Here is a 20,206-nt window from a genome sequence, read left to right as displayed (position 1 = left end):
CATTTGAGAACTTTTCTTGAGAGATAAGGTTGCGTGGTGAGCGCCATGCTGAGTTCCTGCCAGGGATACCTGCTCAGGGATATTTGCGATGGCGGGACCTCAAGCGATTTCACCTGCAGGCATGGCTCGACCGTTCGGCGGAAACGCCGCGTCCGATCAGCAATGTCTAGAGATGGAGGGGTCGCGAGGTCAGCGCGTACTCGGCGCTCCGTTACACGCGGGAGGCTTGATGTCCGACGGATCTAAAACGGCATCGCTGGAAGTCGAAATGCTGGAAGTCGAAATGTGTTTCAATACCGCGTTGAGTTCGTAAGACATGATACCTCCCCGTCCTGCCGTGATTGCTCACGACAAGGTCCTGCGTGTCCAAACGACACCCGCTTCGTAGTCGGATGCCTGCCCGTGTACTCGTCGTCCGCTAGGCTTCGCCATCATGCCTGTCGGGGCAGCTTTCAAGATGTCTCTTAAGCGCGAGAGAAAGATCCCGCTTGGAGACATTCAGACAAAGAGCTACCGTTCCCACATTGCTGTGGGTTTTGATCCGACAATCGCTTGTTGAAGCGTCGCCTACGTGCACACCGCCGCCGATTTGCACGCTCGCCCCGTTTCCGATACCGCGCTGGTCTCAAGATCGTGGGCGCCGCTGACGTCTTAAGGAATACACTATGCGGAAAGACTCGCAACGGAATTGATTCACACTTGAGGCATCAAAAATCTTGATCTGCGTTAACGCCACGCGGCACTTGTGCACAGGCTTCAGAGCAAGTTTTTGGATTCGTGCACAGAATCGAAGATGCCGCGTCCGATGTGACAATTCTCCGCCACCGCCAAAAATTTTTTACAAAAGCGTCACGCGCGCGACGCGCGGGTGAATTTTCCAAATGCTTGGCCTCACTATGTCGATAAGTTGTTAGTGAGCCATCGTTTTTTGAGTCTCGTTTCACAGGGTAACTCCATCGCGTGACGCGATCCGGGGAAACTACGGTGTGCAGAACTCGCAAGCCCGCGAATTCAACTTGCGCCCGCCTCGCAGGGGCTTTTTGCACCGCGGTGCAAGTTTCCGCTGTTGCAAAACCATTCGCAGGTAAAACTACGGACGCGTCATGGTGCAAGCGCCGCAATCCTCCGATCGAAGGTCGTTCGACGCGTGACTGCTTGCGTGAATATGACGGGCAACAAAAAAGCCCGGCGTGAGGCCGGGCTATTTGACGCGTGTGATGTGCGATGTGATCGCCCGATCGAACGACTCGATCGGACGGCGTGCCAGAACGCTCGCGAGTTTACTTGGCGAGCTTGGCGATCTGCGCGGTGAGCCGCGAGACTTTGCGGCTGGCATTGTTCTTGTGAATGATGTTTCGCTGCGCGGCGCGCATCAAGGCGGGCTCGGCATTCGCCAGCGCCGTCACGGCAGCGGCGCGGTCGCCGGTCTTGATCGCTTCTTCGACGTTACGCACGGCACCGCGCATCTGGGTGCGGCGCGACTTGTTGACGGCGGTGCGGCGGGCGATCTTGCGCGTCGCTTTCTTGGCGGAAGTGGTATTGGCCATGGTCTCAATGTCCTTTGCGGGTACCGGTCGCGTCTTGGTCGGGTAGCGCCGGCTTTGCTTGACCGCGTAATCGACGCTCGGAATTAGGGTGTTCGGTTGCTAGGCTGTTCCCGGAACATGAGCGACGGCCTTGCGGCTGCCTCTGAGGCCCAAGGAGCCTCTAAGCCCAAAGAGCCTGCATCTGCTCAAAGAACAGCGGCGGCAGGATTGCGCCCGCCGCCAGTTGGCGCCCTTATAGAGAGGGTCTTCGGCACCGTCAACGCTTTCCCGGGCTGCAAAAGCAGCCCCTCAGAGCCGGGATGAGTGCCGTAACGCCCTGAAGAGGTTGAATTTCTGCCGTCGCCCTTGTAATGGCTGGCGGCGTTCCGAGGGTCGTCCGATCGGACGACTATATAGGGTGAGGCATGATCCGCGGCTTTTTCCGACTGATTGGGCTGTTGCTGCTCGCCGGCGGGTTCATCTTCATGGTCTATGATGGCGCCCGCTGGGTGGCCGACCAGACCCTGCGGTTCACCCGCTTCGGCCAGTTCTGGAACGACATCAATCAGGCCAGCCAGACGGCATTCCGGACCTGGGTTGAGGCCAAGGCGCCCTGGCTGTGGACCTCGGTGATCCGCCTGGTGCTGGATCAGCCGGTTTTCGCCGTCCTCGGCATTCTCGGCATCCTCCTGATGATCCTGTTCCGCCCGCGCAAGCCGTTGATCGGCTATTCCCGGGATTGAGCTTTCGAGCATGCGGCGCTGTAACAGGGCTGCCGCTCCGTGCGTAAAGACCTATATTCCCACCTGATCGCGAGCACGCCGCCTGAGTAATTAGCCCAGGCGATGCACGGCTCGTTCGGAGATCCGTCCATGCTGTTCATGCGCAAGACCACCGCATTGCCGAGTGCCGCGGAAGCGCTGCCGGGCCGTGCGCAAGCCATTCCGACCGCGACCACCCATTTCGTCAACGGCGCGAAGTTGCAGCCGCCTTATCCCGCCGGTCTCGAGCAGGCGGTGTTCGGGCTCGGCTGCTTCTGGGGCGCCGAGCGCAAGTTTTGGGAGCTCGGCGACGGCGTTTACACGACTGCTGTCGGCTATGCCGGCGGCCACACGCCGAACCCGACCTATGAAGAGACCTGCTCGGGCCGCACCGGTCACACCGAAGTGGTGCTGGTCGTGTTCGATCCGAACAAGATGTCGTACGAGAAGCTATTGAAGACGTTCTGGGAGAGCCACAACCCGACGCAGGGCATGCGTCAGGGCAACGACGTCGGCACGCAGTACCGGAGCGCGATCTACACCTATTCAGACGCGCAGAAGAAAGCGGCCGATCAATCGAAGGCGCTCTATCAGAAGGCGCTTGCTGCAAAAGGCCTCGGCACCATCACCACCGAGATCGCACCCGCCGGCGAATTCTACTTTGCCGAGGACTATCATCAGCAATATCTGGCCAAGAATCCCGGCGGCTATTGCGGCCTGGGCGGCACCGGCGTGTCCTGCCCGATCGGCGTCGGTGTGAGCGCGTAAGCTGGTCCCTCGTCATGGCCGGGCTTGTCCCGGCCATCCACGATATTTCGTGCGGCACCAAGAACGTGGATGCCCGGGAAGAGCCCGGGCATGACGGAGTGTTTGGTACCATTGCCGAGCCACCCGCCCCCCCTCAACGCTTTATTAACCATAACCGGTGCATCACTGGATCTGTCTCGTTTCGAGGGATAAGTCCGGTGCCGGTTGCACGCGCGTTTCGATGGTCGATCTCGGCAGCATCCCTGGCAGCGTCCGCCGCGCTGACCCTTGGCGGCTGCATGCAAACCGCTGGTCCCGTCGCCTATGTGCAGCCGCGCGCCGATCTCGATTCGATGGCCTATGGCCAGCCGTACAACGCGCCGCAGCCCGTCGTCGTCGGCAGTGGCGGCGGTGCCATCGCAGCACTCAGCAATTCCTTTGCCTCGCCTGCGCCCATGCCGGTCGGTTATGCCGCGCCGATGGCGGCGCCGGTCCGCTACGATTCCTCCTACCATCTCGACGCCGGCGACAGGCTGCGCGTGGTTGTCTACGGCCAGGAAGGTCTCACCAACAGCTACGCAATCGACGCCGGCGGCTCCATCACCATGCCGCTGATCGGCGGCGTGCCGGCACGCGGCCGCACCCCCGCGGGTCTTGCCGGCGAGATCGCCGCAAGGCTGCGCAACGGCTACATCCGCGAGCCCTCGGTCGCCGTCGAGATCGAGGCCTATCGTCCGTTCTTCATTCTCGGCGAAGTCTCTGCGCCCGGCCAGTATCCTTACGTGCCGAACATGACGGTCGAAAGCGCCGTCGCGATCGCCGGCGGCTTCTCGCCCCGCGCCAAGCGCGACGTGGTCACCGTCACGCACACCGAAGCCGGCGGCGCCATGCGCGCCGTGGTGCCGCTCGGCACCCCCTTGAGCCCCGGCGACACCGTGTTCGTCGGCGAGCGCTGGTTCTAGAGCGTTTTTGAGCGAAGTGGATGCCGGTTCACGTAAAGAAAGCGCGTCAGAAAAGAATCTAGAGCCTCGGTTCTGATGCAATCAGAACCGAAGCTCTAGCTCACCGCCTGAAATCCAGACGCCCGTTCGGAAAACATCCGTCGATCCTGGTGGCGTCGACCACCAGTCCAACCCATGGCCGTGTGATCGCCGGGTTGGTCAGGTTGATATATTTCCCGATTAGGCGACCCGCGCGATCACGCGCCGTATCGATCAGCCCGTGCCGGCGGCCGTGGTCCCAGTCGAAGCGCAGGAAGATGCGCTCGCCTGTGACCCGCACCTCCGCGCGTCCTTCTTTCCAGGCTTGTGGCGTATCGCCGGCAATGGTCGGATCTGCGCCGCCATTCCAGCGGCTGGCCCAGATGCCGTCGAGCGGGTCTGACTGTGCCGCGATAATTGCCCATGCCGCCGCGTTGACGTCAGCCGCATCGCCGGCAAGCGCGGCGGTTGCGGCATAGTCCATGACGTCGCGATCATCAGGCGCGGGCACGTCCATGGTGCCGAACGGATTGCGGATGACGATGTTCGTATTGGCCTGCTGCATCATGATCTCCCGGCGCGAATTGGCTTGATCAGCCAGCTCTATCGCCGGGCAGCAGGATGCAGCCACCCGATTCCTGCTCGTCATCCGGGGCGCGCGAAGCGCGAGCCCGGAATGACAGCGAAGACAGCTGCGCGCGCTACGATTTCAAATGCTTCGCGAAAAATTCCATGCTGCGCGGCCAGGCGATGTCGGCGCTGGCCTTGTCGTAGCTCGTCCGCTCGTCGCAATGGAAGCCGTGCTGCGCGCCCGGATAGACGAAGACCTCCACGTCCGGCCGCTTCGTCTTGATGGTCTCGACGTCGGTCAGGGGAATGCCGGCATCCTTCTCGCCAAAGTGCAGCTGTGTCGGAACTTTTGGTGTCTCGTCGGCATAGCGCACGACGGCGCCGCCGTAATAGCCGATCGCGGCCTTCAGGCCCGACAGCCGCGTCGCCGCGGCGAAGGCGATGCTGCCGCCCAGGCAAAAGCCGATGATGCCGACCGGGCCGACGCTCTTCACCGCATCGATCGCCGCCTGCGTGTCGCGCAGCATCGCGTCCCAGTCCGGACTGGCGACGAACTTGCGCGCTTCCGCGATCTCGTCGGGCGAGTAGCCGGACTGGAAGCCCGGCGAGGTCCGGTCGAAGATCGACGGCGCGATCGCGACATAGCCTTCCCCGGCGAGGCGATCGCAGACCGAGCGGATGTGATGGTTGACCCCAAAAATCTCCTGGATCACCACCACCGCGCCCTTCGCCGTGCCGGCGGGGTCAGCGCGATAGGCACTGAGCTGGAAATTGTCGGAGGCCGTCAGCTTGATGTCCTGTCCCACGCGGGTTGTCCTTTTGGTTAGTCTTCGATTGCGGGTTCCGCTCGTTCCACAAACTCGTCATGCCCGGGCGTAGCCGTCCGAAGGACGGCGTCGCTTCCGCTCGCCTATGTCCCGGGCATCCACGTTCTTGGTGCGGTAGGAAAGATCGTGGATGGCCGGGACAAGCCCGGCCATGACGATGTGGCAGCTCCAACGCATGATGGCGCAGAGACGATTGCTCTGCGTCATGAAAAGCCACTCTCACTCCCACATCCAGTTCTCGCCATAATCCTCCTTCCAGCCCGCCAGCCGTCCGTGGCGGAATTGCAGGAACAGGCGGTGACGGGTGGGGATCAGTCTGCTGCCGCCGATGTTGCGAAGGGCGAGATAGATCTCGTTGCCGGGGCGTCCCCGCACATATTGCAGCGGTTGCCCCAGCGCCCGCGCAGTCTGGTCGGCATCCATGCCGAAAGCGAGCGGCGTGTTGTTCGACAAGGTCGCGACGAAGGGCAGGCGGGGCAATGTCCCGCCGAATTGCTCGGCTTGCGCGGATGCTGACAGCAACACCGCGCCCGCAGCCAATATAGCTCGCTTCATCGCCACTGTTCCTGTCCGACCTATTCCGGCAAGTTCTTCAGGAAAGGCAGCACCGCGTCAACAAAAGCCTGTGGCTGGTCGATGTTGACGGCGTGTCCGGCGGCGGGGATCACGGCCTTTTGTGCGCCGGGAATTTTCGCAGCCATGTAGTCCGAGGCAGCTAGGAACGGCGTGTCGTCGGCGCCGACTACGATCAGGCTGGGCACCTTGATCTCCGGCAGCAGCTCGATCACCTTGGCATCGCGCTGGGTCAGCATGCCGCGTGCGGCGAGCGCCAATCCCCTGGCATCGCGATGGCTCGCGGTGGCGCGCTCGCGCGTCGCCGCCTTCAGTACGTCGAGCCCTTCGCGGTCGAACTTGTCGGCAGTGGCGAGCGCGCGCGCATTCCAGGCCTCGCGTGCATCGTCCTTCTTGAAGCCGGGGCCGGTGTCGATGATCAGCAGCGCGCGGACGCGCTTTGGATGCGCGCGAGCGAACGCAAGCGACATGTAGCCGCCGAGCGAGAGCCCGCCAATGATGGCGCGCTCCGTGCCGACCACATCGAGGATCGCGGCGATGTCGCCGACGGTGAGTGCTTCGCTGTAAGCGGCGGGATCGTCGGGATAGTCGGACTGGCCGTGACCGCGCATGTCCCACAAGATCAGCTTGTGATCCCGGGCAAGTGCCTCGACCTGCCCATGCCACATTGCCGAAGTCGATGAGTAGCCGTGGGTGAGCAGCAGCGGCGGGCCCTCGCCATGAACCTCGTAATGGATTCCGACGCCGTCCCGATCGATCTTAAGCATTGCATCCACCTTATTATCTTGTCTTCCCCCATCCTAACGCGCCGGGTTACTCGGAGGAAACTGCCTGAATGCGATGGCCTGCCTGCTTGGCGTGCACTCTGTTGCGTTCAGCCGCTGCATCACCGCTGTTCTCGCAACGCACAAGATGCGCGCGCCTCGTTTGTTTCGATCGATTCCAAATTGCATTTGCCTCCGCGCCTGAACGCGATCATTCTTGCGATCAAGGCTGGCGCCGGCCCGGTGGGCGTCCGCTACTCAAGTTGCCGCCGTAAGCGGCTTCATGCACCGGCAGGGGAAGACGCCTATGCCAACTCTCACCATCAACGGGCGGAGTCTGTCCGTGGATGCGGCGAACGACACGCCGCTCCTCTGGGCGATCCGCGAGCAATTGCAGATGACCGGCACCAAATTCGGCTGCGGTGCCGGCCTGTGCGGGGCCTGCACCGTGCACGTCAACGGTGAAGCCGTGCGTTCGTGCCAGACCATGGTCGGCGATGTCGCCGGCAAGAAGATCACCACCATCGAAGGCCTCGCCGCCAAGGGCGACCATCCCTTGCAGAAGGCATGGATCGCCGAACAGGTGCCGCAATGCGGCTACTGTCAGTCCGGTCAGATCATGCAGGCGGCCTCGCTGCTGGCGAAGAATCCCAACCCGACCAAGGAAGAGGTCGTGGCGCATATGGACGGCAATCTTTGCCGTTGCATGACCTATTCGCGGATCCAGAAGGCAATCATGCGCGCCGCAACCGAGATGCGCACCGCATCCGCCTCCGGCAACGAGCGGAGGCCCACATGAACAAGCACGTGAACAACGTTGCGCCCGAGGCGACCGATCTCAGCCGCCGCTCCTTCCTGGTCGGCACAGCGGCCACCGGCCTCGTGCTCGGCTATGCCGGCGTGCCCGGCATCGGTGAGGCGCTTGCGGCGCCTTCGAACTTCGAGCCGAGCGTTTGGTACGCGATCGCGCCCGATGGTCTCGTCACCGTCACCTGCGGCAAGGCCGACATGGGCCAGCACATCGCCTCCACCATGGCGCAGATCGTGGCCGAAGAGCTGGGCGCGAAGTGGAGCGACATGCGCGTACAGCTTGCCTCCAACGATCCGAAGTTCAACGATCCCGTGTTGGGCGCTCAGATCACCGGCGGCAGCTGGTCGACCATGATGAACTTCGAGGCCATGAGCCGCGCCGGCGCTGCCGGGCGGATGGCGTTGACAGAAGGCGCGGCCGCCGCGATGGGCGTGCCGGCGTCGGAGCTCGTGGTGCGCGATTCCATGATCTCGCACCCGAAGTCGAAGAAGGCGATGTCCTTCGCCGATGTCGTCAAGAGCGGCAAGGCGACAAAAACCTTCACGCCGGACGAGCTGAAGGCGATCAAGCTGAAGACGCCGGATCAATACACCATGATCGGCGTGTCGGTGCCGCAGCTCGACATTCCCTCCAAGACCAACGGCACGGCCAAATACGGCATCGACGTGATGCTGCCAGGCATGGCCTATGGCGCGGTCGTGACGCCGCCCGTGCGCTTCGGCGCCACGGTGAAATCGGTCGACGACAGTGCCGCCAAGAAAGTGCCGGGCTTCATCAAGGCCGTCACCCTCGACGACAAGACCGGAACGACCTCGGGCTGGGTCGTCGCGGTCGCCGGCACCTATGCCAACGCCAAGAAGGCGGCGCAGGCGCTCAAGATCGCCTATGACGGCGGTCCAAACGCGAAGGTGTCGACCCAGTCGCTGCTCGACGAGGCCATGCGGCTTCAGAAGCAGGAGGATTCCGGCCAGTTCTTCGTCAAGGACGGCGATCCCGCGGCGGCGTTCGGCACGGCGGCCAAGGTGCTGGAGGCGGAGTACACCACCAGCATCAATATCCATGCGCCGATGGAGCCGATGAACGCCACTGCGGAGTTCAAGGGCGAGATCCTGCACATCTATTCCGGCAACCAGTTCGCAACGCGCTCCGGCGCGATCGCGGCGGGTGCGGCCGGGATCGATCCGAAGTTCGTGGTCATGCATCAGATGTGGCTCGGCGGCGGCTTTGGCCGCAGGCTCGATGCCGACATGATGATTCCGGCGGTGCAGGCGGCGAAGGCCATCGGCAAGCCGGTAAAGGTGATCTACACGCGCGAGAACGACATGACGATGGATTTCTCGCGTCCGCTCACCTATCAAAAAGTAAAGGCGGGCGTGGACGGCGACGGTAAGCTCGTCGCGCTCAGCCACGACGTGGTTTCGGCGTGGCCAACGGCGCGCTGGGGAATCCCTGATTTCCTGACGCCGTCGGTGGACAAGAAGGGTCCGCTCGACTCCTTCACGGTGAACGGGGCCGACTTCTTCTACACCGTGCCCAACCATCATGTGCGCGCGATCAAGAACGAGATGGCGCACAACGCCACGCCGTCCGGCCAGCTCCGCTCGGTCGCGCCGGGTTGGACCTTCTGGGCGGTCGAGAGCATGATCGACGAGATCGCGGCGGCGGCGGGCAAGGACCCCGCGCAGTTCCGCATCTCGCTGCTCGACGGCGCCGGAAAGAACGACGGCGGCGCGCAGCGGCTGCGCAACACGCTGCTCGCCGCGATGGGCCTTGCCGGCTACGGCAGCAGGAAGCTGCCGAAAGGTGAGGGCATGGGCGTGGCCTGCGTCTCCTCGCAGGAACGCGCGACCGCGAGCTGGACGGCCTGCGTCGCCCATGTCGCCGTTGCGCCCTCGGGCGAGGTGACCGTGAAGAAGCTCACGGTGGCCACCGACGTCGGCACGCAGGTGCATCCCGACAACATCCGCGCCCAGGTCGAGGGTGCGGCGCTGTGGGGCCTGTCGCTGGCGATGTACGAAAAGGCGACGCTGAAGGACGGTGGCATCGAACAGACCAACTTCGACAGCTACACGCCCTTGCGCATGAGCCAGGTGCCGGAGGTCGCGATCGCCGTGATCGCCAATGGCGAAAAGGCCACTGGTGTCGGCGAACCCGCGGTGACGGTGATCGCACCCGCGATCGGCAATGCCATCTTCAACGCCTCGGGCGCCCGCGTCCGGGGCCTGCCGATCACGGCCGAAGCCGTGAAGGGCGCGATGAAGGCGTAAGGCTGGTTGCGATTGTTGACCTGACCTGATCCGCCGGGGGGCAGCCCCCGGCGGATTCGTCGTTAAAAAAGCCCTGTGTTTGCAAGCACATCTCTAACTGTGCATGGGGTTGTTTTCGAGGTTTTTGATTGGAACCGCCCGGGACGCGAATTCCGTAAAATTGTCCCAGATTCCGCAGGGTTCCATTGAGCACGCCTCTTAAGGGCCGGAGAACCTGATCCGGCTTAGGCTTTTGCCCGAAACACGCCCGTGCTCTTGGGGAAACCATGAACGCCTCAGCCAAACCCGCCGCGAAACGCCGGCTTCTGCTCGCCTCCGACCGGAGCGACGAGAGCACCGAGCTCGCCAGCATCCTCAAGGCGGTCGGCGACGTTGCAACGGTGACGACGCAGGAGCTCCCCGAGCAGCCCTCGCGCGATCTCTCCGGCCTCGTGGTCGACATCAATCTGCGGTCGCCCGACAGCGTGCAGCGGGTGCGCAACAAGCTGCGCGGCGACGCCTATCGCGCCATGCCTCGTCTGTTCGTGCTTGCGGACGCTCTGCATCACGGCACCATGCAGGCCTGGGCGCTGGGCGCCACCGACACCATCTCGCGGCCGCTTCAGCCCGAGGACATCCTGCAGCGCATCCGTGCGGCCTTCCCCGACACCGCCGTCTATGACGCCACCGATCGCGGCAAGACGCTCAATCGCGGCGTCGAGGCCGCGCATGCGGTGCTGAAGAAGATGTTCGAGAAGCTGCCGCTCGGCGTGCCCTTGACCTTCGACGACGTCATCGCCGCCGAGAGCAAGATCCTGAAGGCGATCAAGCACTCCTCGCTGCGCGAGTGGCTCACCACGGTTGGCTGCCACCATGTCGGCAGCTACCGGCATTGCCTGTTCGTGACCGGATTTGCGGTCTCCTTCGCCCAGCACCTCGGCATGCGCGAGGACGACCAGCGCCGGCTGACCCGTGCCGCGCTGCTGCACGATGTCGGCAAGGCCTTCGTTCCCTCCGCGCTGCTCGACAAGCCCGGCAAGCTCACCGACGAGGAGATGGCTGAAGTCCGCCAGCATCCGCGCCGCGGCTATGACGCGCTCGCGGCTCAAGGCGGCTTCCCGCCGGAGATGCTGGACGTCGTGCTGCATCACCACGAATTCCTCGACGGCTCCGGCTATCCCAACAATCTCTCGTCGAACCAGATCAGCGATATCGTGCGGGTCACAACCATCGTCGACATCTACGCGGCACTCGTGGAGAAGCGCGCCTATCGCATGCCTTTCACCCACTCGCGCGCGTTTGCGATGATGGAAGGCATGGGCGGCAAGCTGGACCAGCAGCTGTTGCAAGCGTTCCGCCCGGTGGCGCTGGGGTCGTTCTGAACTCCGGTGTCGTCCTGGCGAAAGCCAGGACGACGTTGTGGTAATCGCTCGTGCTACCCCACCATCTTCCTCAGCTCCGCCTTCGCCACCTTCTCCAGCGTCGAGCGCGGCATGTCGTCGACGAAGCGGATCTCGCGCGGCATCTTGAAGTCGGCAAGGCCGGCGCGGCAGGCGGCCATCACGGCGTCGTGCAGATCAGGCCGGGCACCGGCGACGCCACCCTGCGGGATGATGAAGACGACCGGCACCTCGTCCAGCATTGGATGCGTCTTCGCCACCACGGCGGCCTCGCGCACGCCGGGGACCAGTGCGACCACCTGCTCGATCTCCGACGCGGCGACGTTCTCGCCGCCGACCTTCAGCATGTCCTTGCTGCGGTCTGCGAAGCGAATGTAGCCGTTCTCCAGCCGCCCCACGCGGTCACCGGTGAGAAAGAAGCCGTGCTCGTCGAAGCTCTCGCGCGTCGCCTTTTCGTTGTGCAGATATTCGGCGAACAGCGACAGGCCGACAATGCCCCTGATCGAGAGATTTCCGGTGCCGTCGATTTCGGTCGGCCGCCCGTCGTCGTCGGTGATGCGGATTTCATATTCCGGCGCGGCGCGGCCGATCGACATCGGGATGTTGGGCTGGTCGATCTCGCCGACGATGCCGTGGGTGATGGTCTCGGTCATGCCCCACCAGCCGATGATCTTGACGCCGAAGGCGGCGAAGGCCGGCGGCTCGTTGATCGCGGTGCCCCACAGACGGAATTTGTGATCGCTCGGGATCTCCTGCTCGAGCAGCGCCTTCATGCAGAACGGGATCGTCGAGGTCCAGGTCGAGCCGTGCTCGCGCGCAGCGCCCCAGAACCGGCTGGCGGAAAAGCGCGGCTGGATCACGCAGGTGGCGCCGACCCATAGCGTCGCCAGCATCGAATAGGCCAGCGCGTTGGTGTGGAACAGCGGCAGATAGGCCTGATGCACGTCGCTTGCGTGCAGGTCTTCGTGCGCGGCGTTGATCTTGGCGCCCCACAGCGCGTTGGCGTGGGTCCACAGCACCGCCTTGGGGCGCGATGTCGTGCCCGAGGTGTATTGCACGCTGCACGGCGCGAGCGGATCGATCGCGCGCCTGGGACGGTCGGCGCTATCGGCGAACAGCTCCTCAAAGCTGTCGCCGCGTGAGACCGGGTTCCCGGGCGGCGCGCCCGCATCGTGCGAAGTCACCGCCATCCAGCGGATGTTGCGGCAATTCTGCGCGACGATCTCGGCATAGGCCGGCTGTGTGATCGCGGCGACCGCGCCGCAATGATCGGCAAAATAGTCGAGTTCGGCCGGCGCCGAGCGCGTGTTGGTGGTCACCGCGATGGCGCCGAGTTCGACACAGGCGAACCAGGCCAGCAGCGCCTCGATGCAATTGTCGAGGTGAATGAGCACATATTCGCCCGGCTTCACGCCGCGCCTCCCCAGTCCCGCCGCGAGCGCGCCGACCCGCTCGTGAAACTCGCCATAGCTCCAGCGCCGGGCAGGCGCGTCGAACGGCGCCCAGATCAGGAACGGATGTGAGCTGCGCACGTCAGCCCGCATCTTCAGCAGCCAAGGCACATCGAGCCCGTCGAATGGGCCGACGATTCCGGCGGCGGCTTGCGAAGTCGGCATATGTCCTCCCGTGCAGCCTGCATCTTGCCGGCGGCCGCGTTTTGATGATTGCGTCTTCCTGCTCGCTCGGCCCTCATGCGACGGTGCGTGGGGCAGGCGGCTTGGCCTTACCGGCCGCCGTCCTCGTATGACGAAATCTCGATCAGGCTGCCATCCGGATCCCTGCAATAGACCGAGCGCAGCGTGCCGCGGGCGCCCTGCTTGGGAACCGGGCCCTCTTCGATCGCAACGCCATGTGCCTTCAAATGCGCCACCACCTCGTCGGGGCTGGCGGAGGTGAGGAAGCACAGATCCTCGCTGCCGGGGGTCTGGTGGTCCGCGGTGAACCACTCCACCTTGTCGGCATCGCGCGGCCGGACGTTGATCTTCTGGTTACCGAATTGTAGCGACGTCCGCGGCGCTTTGCCGCCGCCGGGGTCGAACACCTTGACTTCCATGCCGAGAATCTTGCCGTACCACTCGGCGGTCACTGCGACGTCCGCGACGTTGATCACGAGATGATCGAGGGCTTCGACCTTGACCGCCATGCCTTATCCTTTCGTCGTGATGCGCCCCGTGTACTTTCCGCCTGCGGCAAGCTTTGTTACAACCGCGCCGACGCCATTTTCAAGCTATCTGGCTTCAAGAACAACACGTTGGGAGAACCCTTGAGATGATCACACGCCGTACCGCGCTGAGCCTGCTCGCCGCCAGTCCGCTTGCAGCCAGCCCGCTGTCGAAGGCCCTTGCCGCCGATTACCCGACCCATCCGGTGAAATGGGTGGTCGGCTATCCGCCGGGCGGAGCCACCGACATCCTGGCGCGCCTGATCGGCCAGCGGTTGTCGGAGAAGTTCGGCCAGCAATTCGTGATCGAAAACAAGCCGGGTGCCGGCAACAATATCGCCACCGAATCGGTCGTCAACGCCGAACCCGACGGCTACACGCTGCAACTGGTCAATCCGGCCAACTTCATCAACGCCTCGCTCTACACCAACCTGAAATTCAACTTCGTGCGCGACATCGCGCCGGTCGCCTCGTTCCAGCGCGTGCCGAACGTGATGACCGTCAACAAGGACGTGCCGGCCAAGACCGTCGCCGAGTTCATCGAATACGTGAAGGCCAACCCCGGCAAGGTCAACATGGCCTCCTCGGGCAACGGCACCTCGGTGCATCTGTCCGGCGAGATGTTCATGGCGCTGACGGGCTGCAAGATGCAGCACGTGCCCTATCGCGGCGCCGCACCCGCGATCACCGACATGCTCGGCGGCCAGGTGCAGGTGATCTTCGACAACATGCCCTCGATCATCCAGCACATCCGCTCCGGCTCGCTCCGCGCCATCGGCGTCACCACGGCGGAGCGCTCGCCGCAGCTGCCCGACGTGCCGGCGATCGGCGAGACCGTGAAGGGCTATGAGGCGAGCGCGCTGTTCGGCATGGGGGCGCCGAAGAACACGCCCAAGGAGATCATCGCCAAGCTCAACAGCGAGATCAACACGCTGATAAAGGAGCCGGACATGGCCAAGCGCCTGGTCGAGCTCGGCGGCGAGCCGCGGGCGCAGACGCCCGAGGCGTTCGGCGACGAGATCAAGGCCGAGACCGAGAAATGGAAGAAGGTGGTCGAGTTCGCCGGCCTGAAGGTCGAGTAGCGATCTTGTGATGTCCGGGAATGGAGCCCTGCCGTTCGGCAGGGCTTTTTTCTTGGATGCCGTGCCATTGAGCTGGAATAAAGCGGCTTCGTGAAACCTGATGGGTATATGGCGCGTATGATGCGCTGTGAGGAGAGGAGTAGATCATGCGTAAGACGCAATTGGTGCTGGTGGCACTCGGCGTGACGGCCCTTGCCGGCTTCGCGACGGTTACGCCGGCAGCGGCGCGCGACTATCCTTGGTGTGCCCAGGGCGGTGAGTATGATTATCCGGGGGAATGCTCCTACAGCAGCTATGAACAATGCCAAGCCAGCGTGTCCGGCCGGCTGCTGTACTGCGATCGCAATCCCCGCTTTGCCTACAGCCAGGTTTCTCCGGCGCAACCGCGATCGCACCGGCGGCCGCGCCCCGTCGCGCCGTACTAGCGAGCTGGCTGACTTCAGCCCGGTTGGAGCGCCTCGTATAGGCTCGACGCCTCCAGCCGGCCCGCGTTGCCGCTACCGCTTCGCGTCGGCCTGCTCGATTCCGTTGCATGAGATCAGCATCGTGTAGGGCCGCGCATTGCCCGCGATGTCTGTGGTCTTGATCTCGCCTTTCGGTTCGGCAGTCTGGTAAGGCACCACGGAGTTGTCGAGGAAGTCGCGCAACGCGCCGGTCTTGATCGCGAAGTTGATGTTTTCGGGGATGTTGCCGGTCGCAGCGGCCATCCGTAATCCGTCCAGCTTTCCCGTAACGACGCCAACGATCTGCCCGGTGGTGTCGAACAGCGGGCCGCCGCTATTGCCGGGCTGCACCGGCGCACTGATTTGCAGGAAACGCGAATCGTTGCGCATGCCGCTGAGCGAGCTGACGATGCCGGTCGTGACGGTGAAGTCCGAAGTCAGCAGCCCATGGAAGGGAAAGCCGATCGCGACGACGGAATCGCCGGAGCGGATCGAGCGGTCGCGGATCCGGGCGAACTCCTTGAACATGGTCGTCGACGGCGCCTGCAGCAACGCGAGGTCGTTGTTGGCGTCGCTCGACACCACGCGCAAAACCATTCCGGCTTCGCCCGTGAGATTGCCCTTGATGTCGCCGATGCAGCCATTGATCACATGGTTATTGGTGACGACGTGTCCGCTGGCACTCACGACGAACCCGGTGCCGCTCTTGGCTCTGGCAGGTTTGCTGCCGTTGGCTGGCGGTCCCTGCTTGTCCGGCGCTGGCTGCGGCTTGGCGGCGATCTTGGTGAAGTCGCCGGCCTTGTCGAGCCCGTCGGCTTTCACCTTAGTGACGCAATTGGCCAGTGCCGCAATCACGGGCCCGGCCGAGGTCAGGTCGAAATTCAGCACGGTGCGGCCGCTCGTCGCGACCATCAGGCTTGCCTTCTGAACGTTCGTACCACGTTGGCAGGCATGACGGAGCTGAGCATGTTCGTCTGGTTGGCCGTGGCGAACAGTCTGGCCTGCTCCTGTCCGTCAAAGATGACGTCGATCGCGGCGTTCTCGCCCTGCTTGAAGCGGTAGCTGGGACTGGCAAAGCTCAAGATCCACGAGCCCCCAGCATTCTGGCCGACGACGAGAATGACGCCGTTGGCATAAGGCGCCGTCGCGGCACAATGCGAGAAGGCTCCCGTTTCGTCATTGCTGAACGCGCCGCCGACCCAGTTGCCGATTTTGACGCTGCCGAATGGGCCGGCTGCCTGTGCTGCGGTGACGACGCTCACCTGCAACAATGACGCAACGATGAATGACTTAAGCCACATACTCTCCCCCCAGCGCGTTCGCGCGCATCTTATCTGCGGGAGGACGTCTCGCGCAACCGGCAGTTGTCTGTTGAGGACGGATCCTCTCGGGCGACTTCGGGACTTGCCTTTACTTTGCAATCCGATATACTTTGCGGTACAAAGTAACGGACCGATAGACCCGGCAGGGATAGGCGGAGCGAGGTTTTGGCGTTGCCAATGCGCGATCTCGACAAGGCACTGGCCGACATCGTGGCGATCCGCAGCCAGATTGCGGCAGGCACGGCATTTCGCGGTTACGGCCCGGCGACGATGGCCGCGACCGGCGCGGTCGCGCTTCTCACCGCGATCCTGGAATTCTGGCTGCTTGGTGATGCCACCAGCGAACCGCTCGGCTTCTTCTTCGGCTGGTTCATTGCCGCCGCGCTCTCCGGCCTGATCATCGGCATCGAGATGCGCGCGCGTTCGCGCCGCCATCATTCGGGCCTCGCTGATGCCATGATCCACCAGGCTGTCGAGCAATTCCTGCCCGCTGGCGTTGCCGGTGTGCTGCTTGCGGTGGTGATGTGGAAGTTCGCGGGCGAAACGCTGTGGCTGCTGCCGGGCCTGTGGCAGATCCTGGTGTCGCTCGGCATTTTTGCCTCCGTCCGTTCGCTGCCGCGCACCGTGGCGCTCGCCGGCGCTTGGTATTTCATATCCGGCTTTGCGGTGGTGGTGCTCGCGAGCCAGACCCATACGCTGTCGCCATGGACCATGGGCCTGCCCTTCGTGATCGGGCAATCGGTGATGGCGGGCATTCTGTATTTCGCATCGGGAGACCATGATGTCGAAGATTGACAGCGCACCCTTCTCTTATGAAGGACTGGACCGCGTGATCCACGAGAAGGCGAGGCTCGGACTTCTGACCTCGCTGATGGCGCATCCGAAAGGTCTGGCGTTCGCCGATCTCAAGCAGCTCTGCGGCCTCACCGACGGCAATCTCAGCCGGCATCTCGCCGTGCTCCAGGAAGCCGGCCTCGTCGAGGTGACCAAGGGCTATGAGGGCAATCGCCCGCACACGACCTGCCGCCTGACCAAGGCCGGCCGCCGCCGCTTCCTCGACTATCTCGCCGTGCTCGAACGCCTGGTGCGCGACGCAGCCAAGGCTGCCGGCCGCGAGGCGGCGCCGCTCGGCCGTCTCGGTATCGTCTCGACCTGATCCTCCCCCTCTTTTGACCGGAGACTTTGCAATGCAAAGTGACCTTGTGTCCCGCAACGAGAAGCTTCACGTCGGCATCATCATGGATGGCAACGGCAGATGGGCGACGCGGCGCGGCCTGTCGCGCGTGCGCGGCCATGAGGCCGGCGTCGAGGCGATCCGCCGCATCGTCGAGGCCGCGCCCAAGCAGGGCATCGGCACGCTGACGCTCTACGCCTTCTCGACCGACAATTGGCGAAGGCCGAAGGCCGAGGTCGCCGCGCTGATGACGCTTCTGAGATTCTACCTCGGCAACGAGGTGCAGAGCCTGGTCAAGAACGGCGTGCGCCTCACCGTGATCGGCCGGCGAGACCGCCTGCCCGACGGTATCGCCAATGCGATCGCGCGCGCGGAAGACGCCACCGCGCACGGTGGCACGCTTCATCTGCGCATCGCCGTCGACTATTCCGCCCGCGACGCCATCCTCAACGCGGCGGCGAAGGCGGCGGCGCTGACGAGTCTCACCCGCGAGGCGTTCTCGCAGCTCGTCACCGGCGAGGCCGGTTTGCGCGACGTCGACCTCATCATCCGCACCTCGGGTGAGAAACGGCTGTCGGACTTCCTGCTCTGGGAAGGTGCCTATGCCGAGCTGCACTTCACCGAGCGGATGTGGCCCGAATTCGACGCGGGCGATCTCGCTGCGGCCCTGGCCTCCTTCCACGGCCGCGAGCGTCGCTTCGGCGGCCTCCAGGCGATCGTGCCGGAGGAGGTGCCTTCACTCTCTCGCGTGTGACGCCCGGCACCGAGCAACGAACTGTTCGTTTTCGGCCGCAAGATTGGCAGCACCGTCCAAGCGGTAAGCGCGCGGTCTCGGCTAGGTGTGCATTCGATGCAACCTGCCGAGAGCCGCGCGCATGTCACAGCCGTTGCTGGATGCCATTGTCGAGTCAGCCGAAGGCAACGCCACGCTTCGTATCAGGCCGGCCAGCGCGTCCGATGTCGAGATCCTCTCGATCTATTTCACGAGCCTCTCCACGACATCGCGCAACAAGCGCTTCATGGGCGCGCGGGCGGACTTTGCAATGATCGCGGCCGAATGCGTCGCCAAGACCAGCAATCCCGGTCATTTCACCCTGCTCGCCGAGATCAGGCACGAAGGGCAGGGCACGATCATCGGCGAAACCAGATACGCCTACGATGCGGCTGCACGGCATGGTGATTTCGCCATCTCTGTTGCCGATGGCTTTCAGCGCCAGGGCGTCGGCCTCCAGATGATGACGGCGATGGAGAGGCACGCGAGCGATCTCGGTCACGAGATGATTGCAGCCGAGACCGCGCGCGTGAACGCCGAGATGCGCGGTCTTGCGAAGAAGGCGGGGTTCGAGGACACCGGTCTCGGAGACTGGCAGTCGGTCCATCTCGCGAAGCGTCTGTCGCGATAGCCGGGCTTGCCGCGAACCGAGCAAGCGCGACCGAAGTCGGCGGACGTGGCGGAGCTGGACCCGAGCGTCGAATTCTGGTGTCGTGGCACACCCTCAATCGCGTGTCTCCCAATGACCTCCTTCAAGACCATTCGTGCGCGCGCCGAAAAACGCAAGGGCGGGCCCAAGGCGCTCGAAAAGCTGATGCCGGAAAAGCCCGACCTGAAGGGCCTCGCCAAACGCGGCGACGACCGCATCGTCGCAGAGATGACGAAGCGTGTGTTTTGCGCGGGCTTTGCCTGGAGCGTGATCGAGACGAAATGGGACGGGTTTGAAGACGCCTTCCTGCGTTTCCAACCGGCCAAGCTCACCTTCCAGCCGGAGGATTATTGGGAGGACCTGCTGCGCGACGCGCGCATCGTGCGCAACGGTGCCAAGATCATGTCGGTGCGCGACAACGCGGCCTTCGTCCAGGAGATCGCAAGAGAGCACGGCAGCTTCGGCAGGTTTCTGACGAAGTGGCCGCCGTCCGACCAGATCGGCCTGCTCGAGCTTCTAAGCAAGCGCGGCAGCCGTTTGGGTGGCAATACCGGCCAGATGCTGCTGCGGTTCGTCGGCTGGGACGGCTTTGTGACGTCCAGGGACGTCGTGGCCTGCCTGCGCGATGCCGGTCTCGACATTGCCGAAGAGGTCAAGTCGAAGGGCGATCTCGCCAAGGTGCAGGCGCAGTTCAACGCCTGGGCCGAGGAGACCGGGTTCTCCTACACATATCTGTCACGCATCTGCGCGCTCTCTGTTGGCGAGAACAGAAGCGAGTAACGAATTCGGCTCTTGAAATCAGCTCTTGGAATTTGGCTCTTGGGATGTTGAATCATGTGCATCCTGTGGCGATCTGATGCCGCAAGCGCGGCAGACGCGACGCGCGATCACGAAATGCATTTCTCCGGAACATTTGTGCGTAGCACCTGTTCGGGAGATTGGGCCAGGCGAACATCAGCGCAGGGAACGCCCGCTCTGGCTCAGCTCAGTGAAACCGACGTGACAGAAACGGAGCAGCTCATGAAGCTCACATCCGAACAGGTGAAGCAGACCGTCAACCAGCTCGGCGCTCAAGTGCTGCCCGACGAGCATCCCGCGATGCCGCAGCTCAACAGCATGTTCGGCGAGCACACTTTCTTCGTCGATGAGACGGGGCTGAAGGTCGTCGAGCCCACGGCGCCGCCCGGCACCGAGCGTCAGAGCGGCGAAGTCGTCAGCCTCGCCGATTGGGGCGATTCCGAGCTGACCCGCCTGATGGCACACGAGCCCGAACCGACGGGCGTGATCGTCGTGTTCGAGCACGTGAGGCATTGATCGGGCCCAGCGGATCGTCCTTCGGCGGCGAGTCTGAAAACCCGCCACCGTAGATTTGCGTTGCGAGCGCGCTCGACGTGGCTC

Annotated in this window: 22 protein-coding genes and 1 pseudogene; 14 read left to right on the top strand and 9 right to left on the bottom strand. The window is 63.7% G+C overall.

Translation table 11 applies throughout. The features are described from left to right. Positions 1 to 1,280 precede the first annotated feature (1,280 nt). A complete protein-coding gene (rpsT, locus tag RX329_RS41835) occupies positions 1,281 to 1,547 on the bottom strand; it encodes a 30S ribosomal protein S20 (protein ID WP_007598259.1) in 267 nt (88 codons plus the stop codon). 404 nt (positions 1,548 to 1,951) lie between these two features. Here rpsT and RX329_RS41830 point away from each other — a divergent pair, with 404 nt between their 5' ends. The 3 genes from RX329_RS41830 to RX329_RS41820 all read left to right on the top strand — a co-directional run bounded on the left by RX329_RS41830 (position 1,952) and on the right by RX329_RS41820 (position 3,996). Further along, positions 1,952 to 2,269, top strand: a complete 318-nt coding sequence (locus RX329_RS41830; RefSeq protein ID WP_007616084.1) for a hypothetical protein — start codon at positions 1,952 to 1,954, stop codon at positions 2,267 to 2,269. A 129-nt stretch (positions 2,270 to 2,398) separates the two neighbouring features. Continuing rightward, the gene (msrA, locus tag RX329_RS41825; protein ID WP_085349729.1) at positions 2,399 to 3,055 is read left to right on the top strand and encodes a peptide-methionine (S)-S-oxide reductase MsrA; all 657 of its coding nucleotides are present in this window, start codon (positions 2,399 to 2,401) and stop codon (positions 3,053 to 3,055) included. Positions 3,056 to 3,252: 197 nt separating this feature from the next. Then, positions 3,253 to 3,996, top strand: a complete 744-nt coding sequence (locus tag RX329_RS41820; protein ID WP_027514652.1) for a polysaccharide biosynthesis/export family protein — start codon at positions 3,253 to 3,255, stop codon at positions 3,994 to 3,996. 100 nt (positions 3,997 to 4,096) lie between these two features. Here the strand turns inward: RX329_RS41820 and RX329_RS41815 are convergent, their stop codons facing one another. The 5 genes from RX329_RS41815 to RX329_RS41795 all read right to left on the bottom strand — a co-directional run bounded on the left by RX329_RS41815 (position 4,097) and on the right by RX329_RS41795 (position 6,751). Then, on the bottom strand, positions 4,097 to 4,579 hold the full coding sequence (locus tag RX329_RS41815) for a hypothetical protein (protein WP_085349792.1): 483 nt from the start codon (positions 4,577 to 4,579) through the stop codon (positions 4,097 to 4,099). A 136-nt stretch (positions 4,580 to 4,715) separates the two neighbouring features. Further along, positions 4,716 to 5,390, bottom strand: a complete 675-nt coding sequence (locus RX329_RS41810; protein WP_085349730.1) for a dienelactone hydrolase family protein — start codon at positions 5,388 to 5,390, stop codon at positions 4,716 to 4,718. A 57-nt stretch (positions 5,391 to 5,447) separates the two neighbouring features. After that, positions 5,448 to 5,618, bottom strand: a complete 171-nt coding sequence (locus RX329_RS41805) for a hypothetical protein (RefSeq protein ID WP_158091539.1) — start codon at positions 5,616 to 5,618, stop codon at positions 5,448 to 5,450. A gap of 12 nt (positions 5,619 to 5,630) precedes the next feature. Further along, positions 5,631 to 5,966: a hypothetical protein gene (locus RX329_RS41800; RefSeq protein WP_085349731.1), complete on the bottom strand. Its 336-nt coding sequence runs from the start codon at positions 5,964 to 5,966 to the stop codon at positions 5,631 to 5,633. Positions 5,967 to 5,986: 20 nt separating this feature from the next. Continuing rightward, on the bottom strand, positions 5,987 to 6,751 hold the full coding sequence (locus RX329_RS41795; protein ID WP_317245477.1) for an alpha/beta fold hydrolase: 765 nt from the start codon (positions 6,749 to 6,751) through the stop codon (positions 5,987 to 5,989). Between the two features lie 304 nt (positions 6,752 to 7,055). On the opposite strand from RX329_RS41795, the gene RX329_RS41790 reads away from it, so the two are divergent. The 3 genes from RX329_RS41790 (at position 7,056) to RX329_RS41780 (ending at position 11,187) form a co-directional block, all read left to right on the top strand. Beyond that, positions 7,056 to 7,547: a (2Fe-2S)-binding protein gene (locus RX329_RS41790; protein ID WP_007616069.1), complete on the top strand. Its 492-nt coding sequence runs from the start codon at positions 7,056 to 7,058 to the stop codon at positions 7,545 to 7,547. After that, positions 7,544 to 9,826 carry a xanthine dehydrogenase family protein molybdopterin-binding subunit gene (locus RX329_RS41785; protein ID WP_085361992.1) on the top strand — a complete coding sequence of 761 codons (2,283 nt, stop codon included), beginning with the start codon at positions 7,544 to 7,546 and terminating at the stop codon, positions 9,824 to 9,826. Before RX329_RS41790 ends, RX329_RS41785 begins: the two co-directional genes overlap by 4 nt. A gap of 266 nt (positions 9,827 to 10,092) precedes the next feature. Then, positions 10,093 to 11,187, top strand: coding sequence for an HD-GYP domain-containing protein (locus RX329_RS41780; RefSeq protein ID WP_085349734.1), 1,095 nt, complete (start codon positions 10,093 to 10,095; stop codon positions 11,185 to 11,187). A gap of 53 nt (positions 11,188 to 11,240) precedes the next feature. On the opposite strand, the gene RX329_RS41775 is transcribed toward RX329_RS41780, so the two are convergent. Both RX329_RS41775 and RX329_RS41770 read right to left on the bottom strand, forming a co-directional pair. Then, positions 11,241 to 12,821: an AMP-binding protein gene (locus RX329_RS41775; RefSeq protein ID WP_085349735.1), complete on the bottom strand. Its 1,581-nt coding sequence runs from the start codon at positions 12,819 to 12,821 to the stop codon at positions 11,241 to 11,243. 107 nt (positions 12,822 to 12,928) lie between these two features. Continuing rightward, entirely contained in the window at positions 12,929 to 13,348 is a 420-nt protein-coding gene (locus tag RX329_RS41770) for a VOC family protein (RefSeq protein WP_085349736.1), read from the bottom strand. A 125-nt stretch (positions 13,349 to 13,473) separates the two neighbouring features. Here RX329_RS41770 and RX329_RS41765 point away from each other — a divergent pair, with 125 nt between their 5' ends. Then, entirely contained in the window at positions 13,474 to 14,448 is a 975-nt protein-coding gene (locus RX329_RS41765; RefSeq protein ID WP_018455852.1) for a Bug family tripartite tricarboxylate transporter substrate binding protein, read from the top strand. 146 nt (positions 14,449 to 14,594) lie between these two features. Further along, positions 14,595 to 14,873 carry a DUF3551 domain-containing protein gene (locus RX329_RS41760; protein ID WP_083926408.1) on the top strand — a complete coding sequence of 93 codons (279 nt, stop codon included), beginning with the start codon at positions 14,595 to 14,597 and terminating at the stop codon, positions 14,871 to 14,873. 72 nt (positions 14,874 to 14,945) lie between these two features. On the opposite strand, the pseudogene RX329_RS41755 reads toward RX329_RS41760, so the two are convergent. After that, a pseudogene (locus tag RX329_RS41755) lies at positions 14,946 to 16,192 on the bottom strand (S1C family serine protease). Between the two features lie 198 nt (positions 16,193 to 16,390). Here RX329_RS41755 and RX329_RS41750 point away from each other — a divergent pair. The 6 genes from RX329_RS41750 (at position 16,391) to RX329_RS41725 (ending at position 20,122) form a co-directional block, all read left to right on the top strand. Continuing rightward, positions 16,391 to 17,008 (top strand): hypothetical protein, encoded by a 618-nt coding sequence (locus RX329_RS41750; RefSeq protein ID WP_018455854.1) that lies wholly within the window; start codon positions 16,391 to 16,393, stop codon positions 17,006 to 17,008. After that, complete coding sequence (locus tag RX329_RS41745; protein ID WP_007616058.1) at positions 16,995 to 17,369, top strand: winged helix-turn-helix domain-containing protein; 375 nt, start codon at positions 16,995 to 16,997, stop codon at positions 17,367 to 17,369. The genes RX329_RS41750 and RX329_RS41745 overlap by 14 nt, the downstream gene beginning before the upstream one ends. 31 nt (positions 17,370 to 17,400) lie before the next feature. Then, positions 17,401 to 18,141, top strand: a complete 741-nt coding sequence (locus RX329_RS41740; protein WP_085361990.1) for a di-trans,poly-cis-decaprenylcistransferase — start codon at positions 17,401 to 17,403, stop codon at positions 18,139 to 18,141. Between the two features lie 121 nt (positions 18,142 to 18,262). Next, a complete protein-coding gene (locus tag RX329_RS41735) occupies positions 18,263 to 18,790 on the top strand; it encodes a GNAT family N-acetyltransferase (RefSeq protein ID WP_085385541.1) in 528 nt (175 codons plus the stop codon). A gap of 111 nt (positions 18,791 to 18,901) precedes the next feature. Continuing rightward, positions 18,902 to 19,588: a DNA-3-methyladenine glycosylase I gene (locus RX329_RS41730; RefSeq protein WP_085385540.1), complete on the top strand. Its 687-nt coding sequence runs from the start codon at positions 18,902 to 18,904 to the stop codon at positions 19,586 to 19,588. A 240-nt stretch (positions 19,589 to 19,828) separates the two neighbouring features. Next, on the top strand, positions 19,829 to 20,122 hold the full coding sequence (locus tag RX329_RS41725; protein ID WP_007598221.1) for a hypothetical protein: 294 nt from the start codon (positions 19,829 to 19,831) through the stop codon (positions 20,120 to 20,122). Positions 20,123 to 20,206: the final 84 nt, after the last annotated feature.

Origin of the sequence: Bradyrhizobium sp. BWC-3-1 (genome assembly GCF_032917965.1) — a bacterium.
Lineage (GTDB): Bacteria > Pseudomonadota > Alphaproteobacteria > Rhizobiales > Xanthobacteraceae > Bradyrhizobium > Bradyrhizobium canariense_D.
This window is presented reverse-complemented; position numbering and strand designations above follow the sequence as displayed.

What these genes read in the sequence shown, in the direction of transcription:
- rpsT (WP_007598259.1), bottom strand. Translation starts at nt 1,547, where the DNA reads ATGGCCAATACCACTTCCGCCAAGAAAGCGACGCGCAAGATCGCCCGC.
- msrA (WP_085349729.1), top strand. Translation starts at nt 2,399, where the DNA reads ATGCTGTTCATGCGCAAGACCACCGCATTGCCGAGTGCCGCGGAAGCG.
- RX329_RS41735 (WP_085385541.1), top strand. Translation starts at nt 18,263, where the DNA reads ATGTCACAGCCGTTGCTGGATGCCATTGTCGAGTCAGCCGAAGGCAAC.
- RX329_RS41795 (WP_317245477.1), bottom strand. Translation starts at nt 6,751, where the DNA reads ATGCTTAAGATCGATCGGGACGGCGTCGGAATCCATTACGAGGTTCAT.
- RX329_RS41775 (WP_085349735.1), bottom strand. Translation starts at nt 12,821, where the DNA reads ATGCCGACTTCGCAAGCCGCCGCCGGAATCGTCGGCCCATTCGACGGG.
- RX329_RS41790 (WP_007616069.1), top strand. Translation starts at nt 7,056, where the DNA reads ATGCCAACTCTCACCATCAACGGGCGGAGTCTGTCCGTGGATGCGGCG.
- RX329_RS41805 (WP_158091539.1), bottom strand. Translation starts at nt 5,618, where the DNA reads ATGACGCAGAGCAATCGTCTCTGCGCCATCATGCGTTGGAGCTGCCAC.
- RX329_RS41760 (WP_083926408.1), top strand. Translation starts at nt 14,595, where the DNA reads ATGCGTAAGACGCAATTGGTGCTGGTGGCACTCGGCGTGACGGCCCTT.
- RX329_RS41745 (WP_007616058.1), top strand. Translation starts at nt 16,995, where the DNA reads ATGTCGAAGATTGACAGCGCACCCTTCTCTTATGAAGGACTGGACCGC.
- RX329_RS41815 (WP_085349792.1), bottom strand. Translation starts at nt 4,579, where the DNA reads ATGCAGCAGGCCAATACGAACATCGTCATCCGCAATCCGTTCGGCACC.
- RX329_RS41730 (WP_085385540.1), top strand. Translation starts at nt 18,902, where the DNA reads ATGACCTCCTTCAAGACCATTCGTGCGCGCGCCGAAAAACGCAAGGGC.
- RX329_RS41765 (WP_018455852.1), top strand. Translation starts at nt 13,474, where the DNA reads ATGATCACACGCCGTACCGCGCTGAGCCTGCTCGCCGCCAGTCCGCTT.
- RX329_RS41770 (WP_085349736.1), bottom strand. Translation starts at nt 13,348, where the DNA reads ATGGCGGTCAAGGTCGAAGCCCTCGATCATCTCGTGATCAACGTCGCG.
- RX329_RS41725 (WP_007598221.1), top strand. Translation starts at nt 19,829, where the DNA reads ATGAAGCTCACATCCGAACAGGTGAAGCAGACCGTCAACCAGCTCGGC.
- RX329_RS41785 (WP_085361992.1), top strand. Translation starts at nt 7,544, where the DNA reads ATGAACAAGCACGTGAACAACGTTGCGCCCGAGGCGACCGATCTCAGC.
- RX329_RS41780 (WP_085349734.1), top strand. Translation starts at nt 10,093, where the DNA reads ATGAACGCCTCAGCCAAACCCGCCGCGAAACGCCGGCTTCTGCTCGCC.
- RX329_RS41740 (WP_085361990.1), top strand. Translation starts at nt 17,401, where the DNA reads ATGCAAAGTGACCTTGTGTCCCGCAACGAGAAGCTTCACGTCGGCATC.
- RX329_RS41800 (WP_085349731.1), bottom strand. Translation starts at nt 5,966, where the DNA reads ATGAAGCGAGCTATATTGGCTGCGGGCGCGGTGTTGCTGTCAGCATCC.
- RX329_RS41750 (WP_018455854.1), top strand. Translation starts at nt 16,391, where the DNA reads ATGCGCGATCTCGACAAGGCACTGGCCGACATCGTGGCGATCCGCAGC.
- RX329_RS41830 (WP_007616084.1), top strand. Translation starts at nt 1,952, where the DNA reads ATGATCCGCGGCTTTTTCCGACTGATTGGGCTGTTGCTGCTCGCCGGC.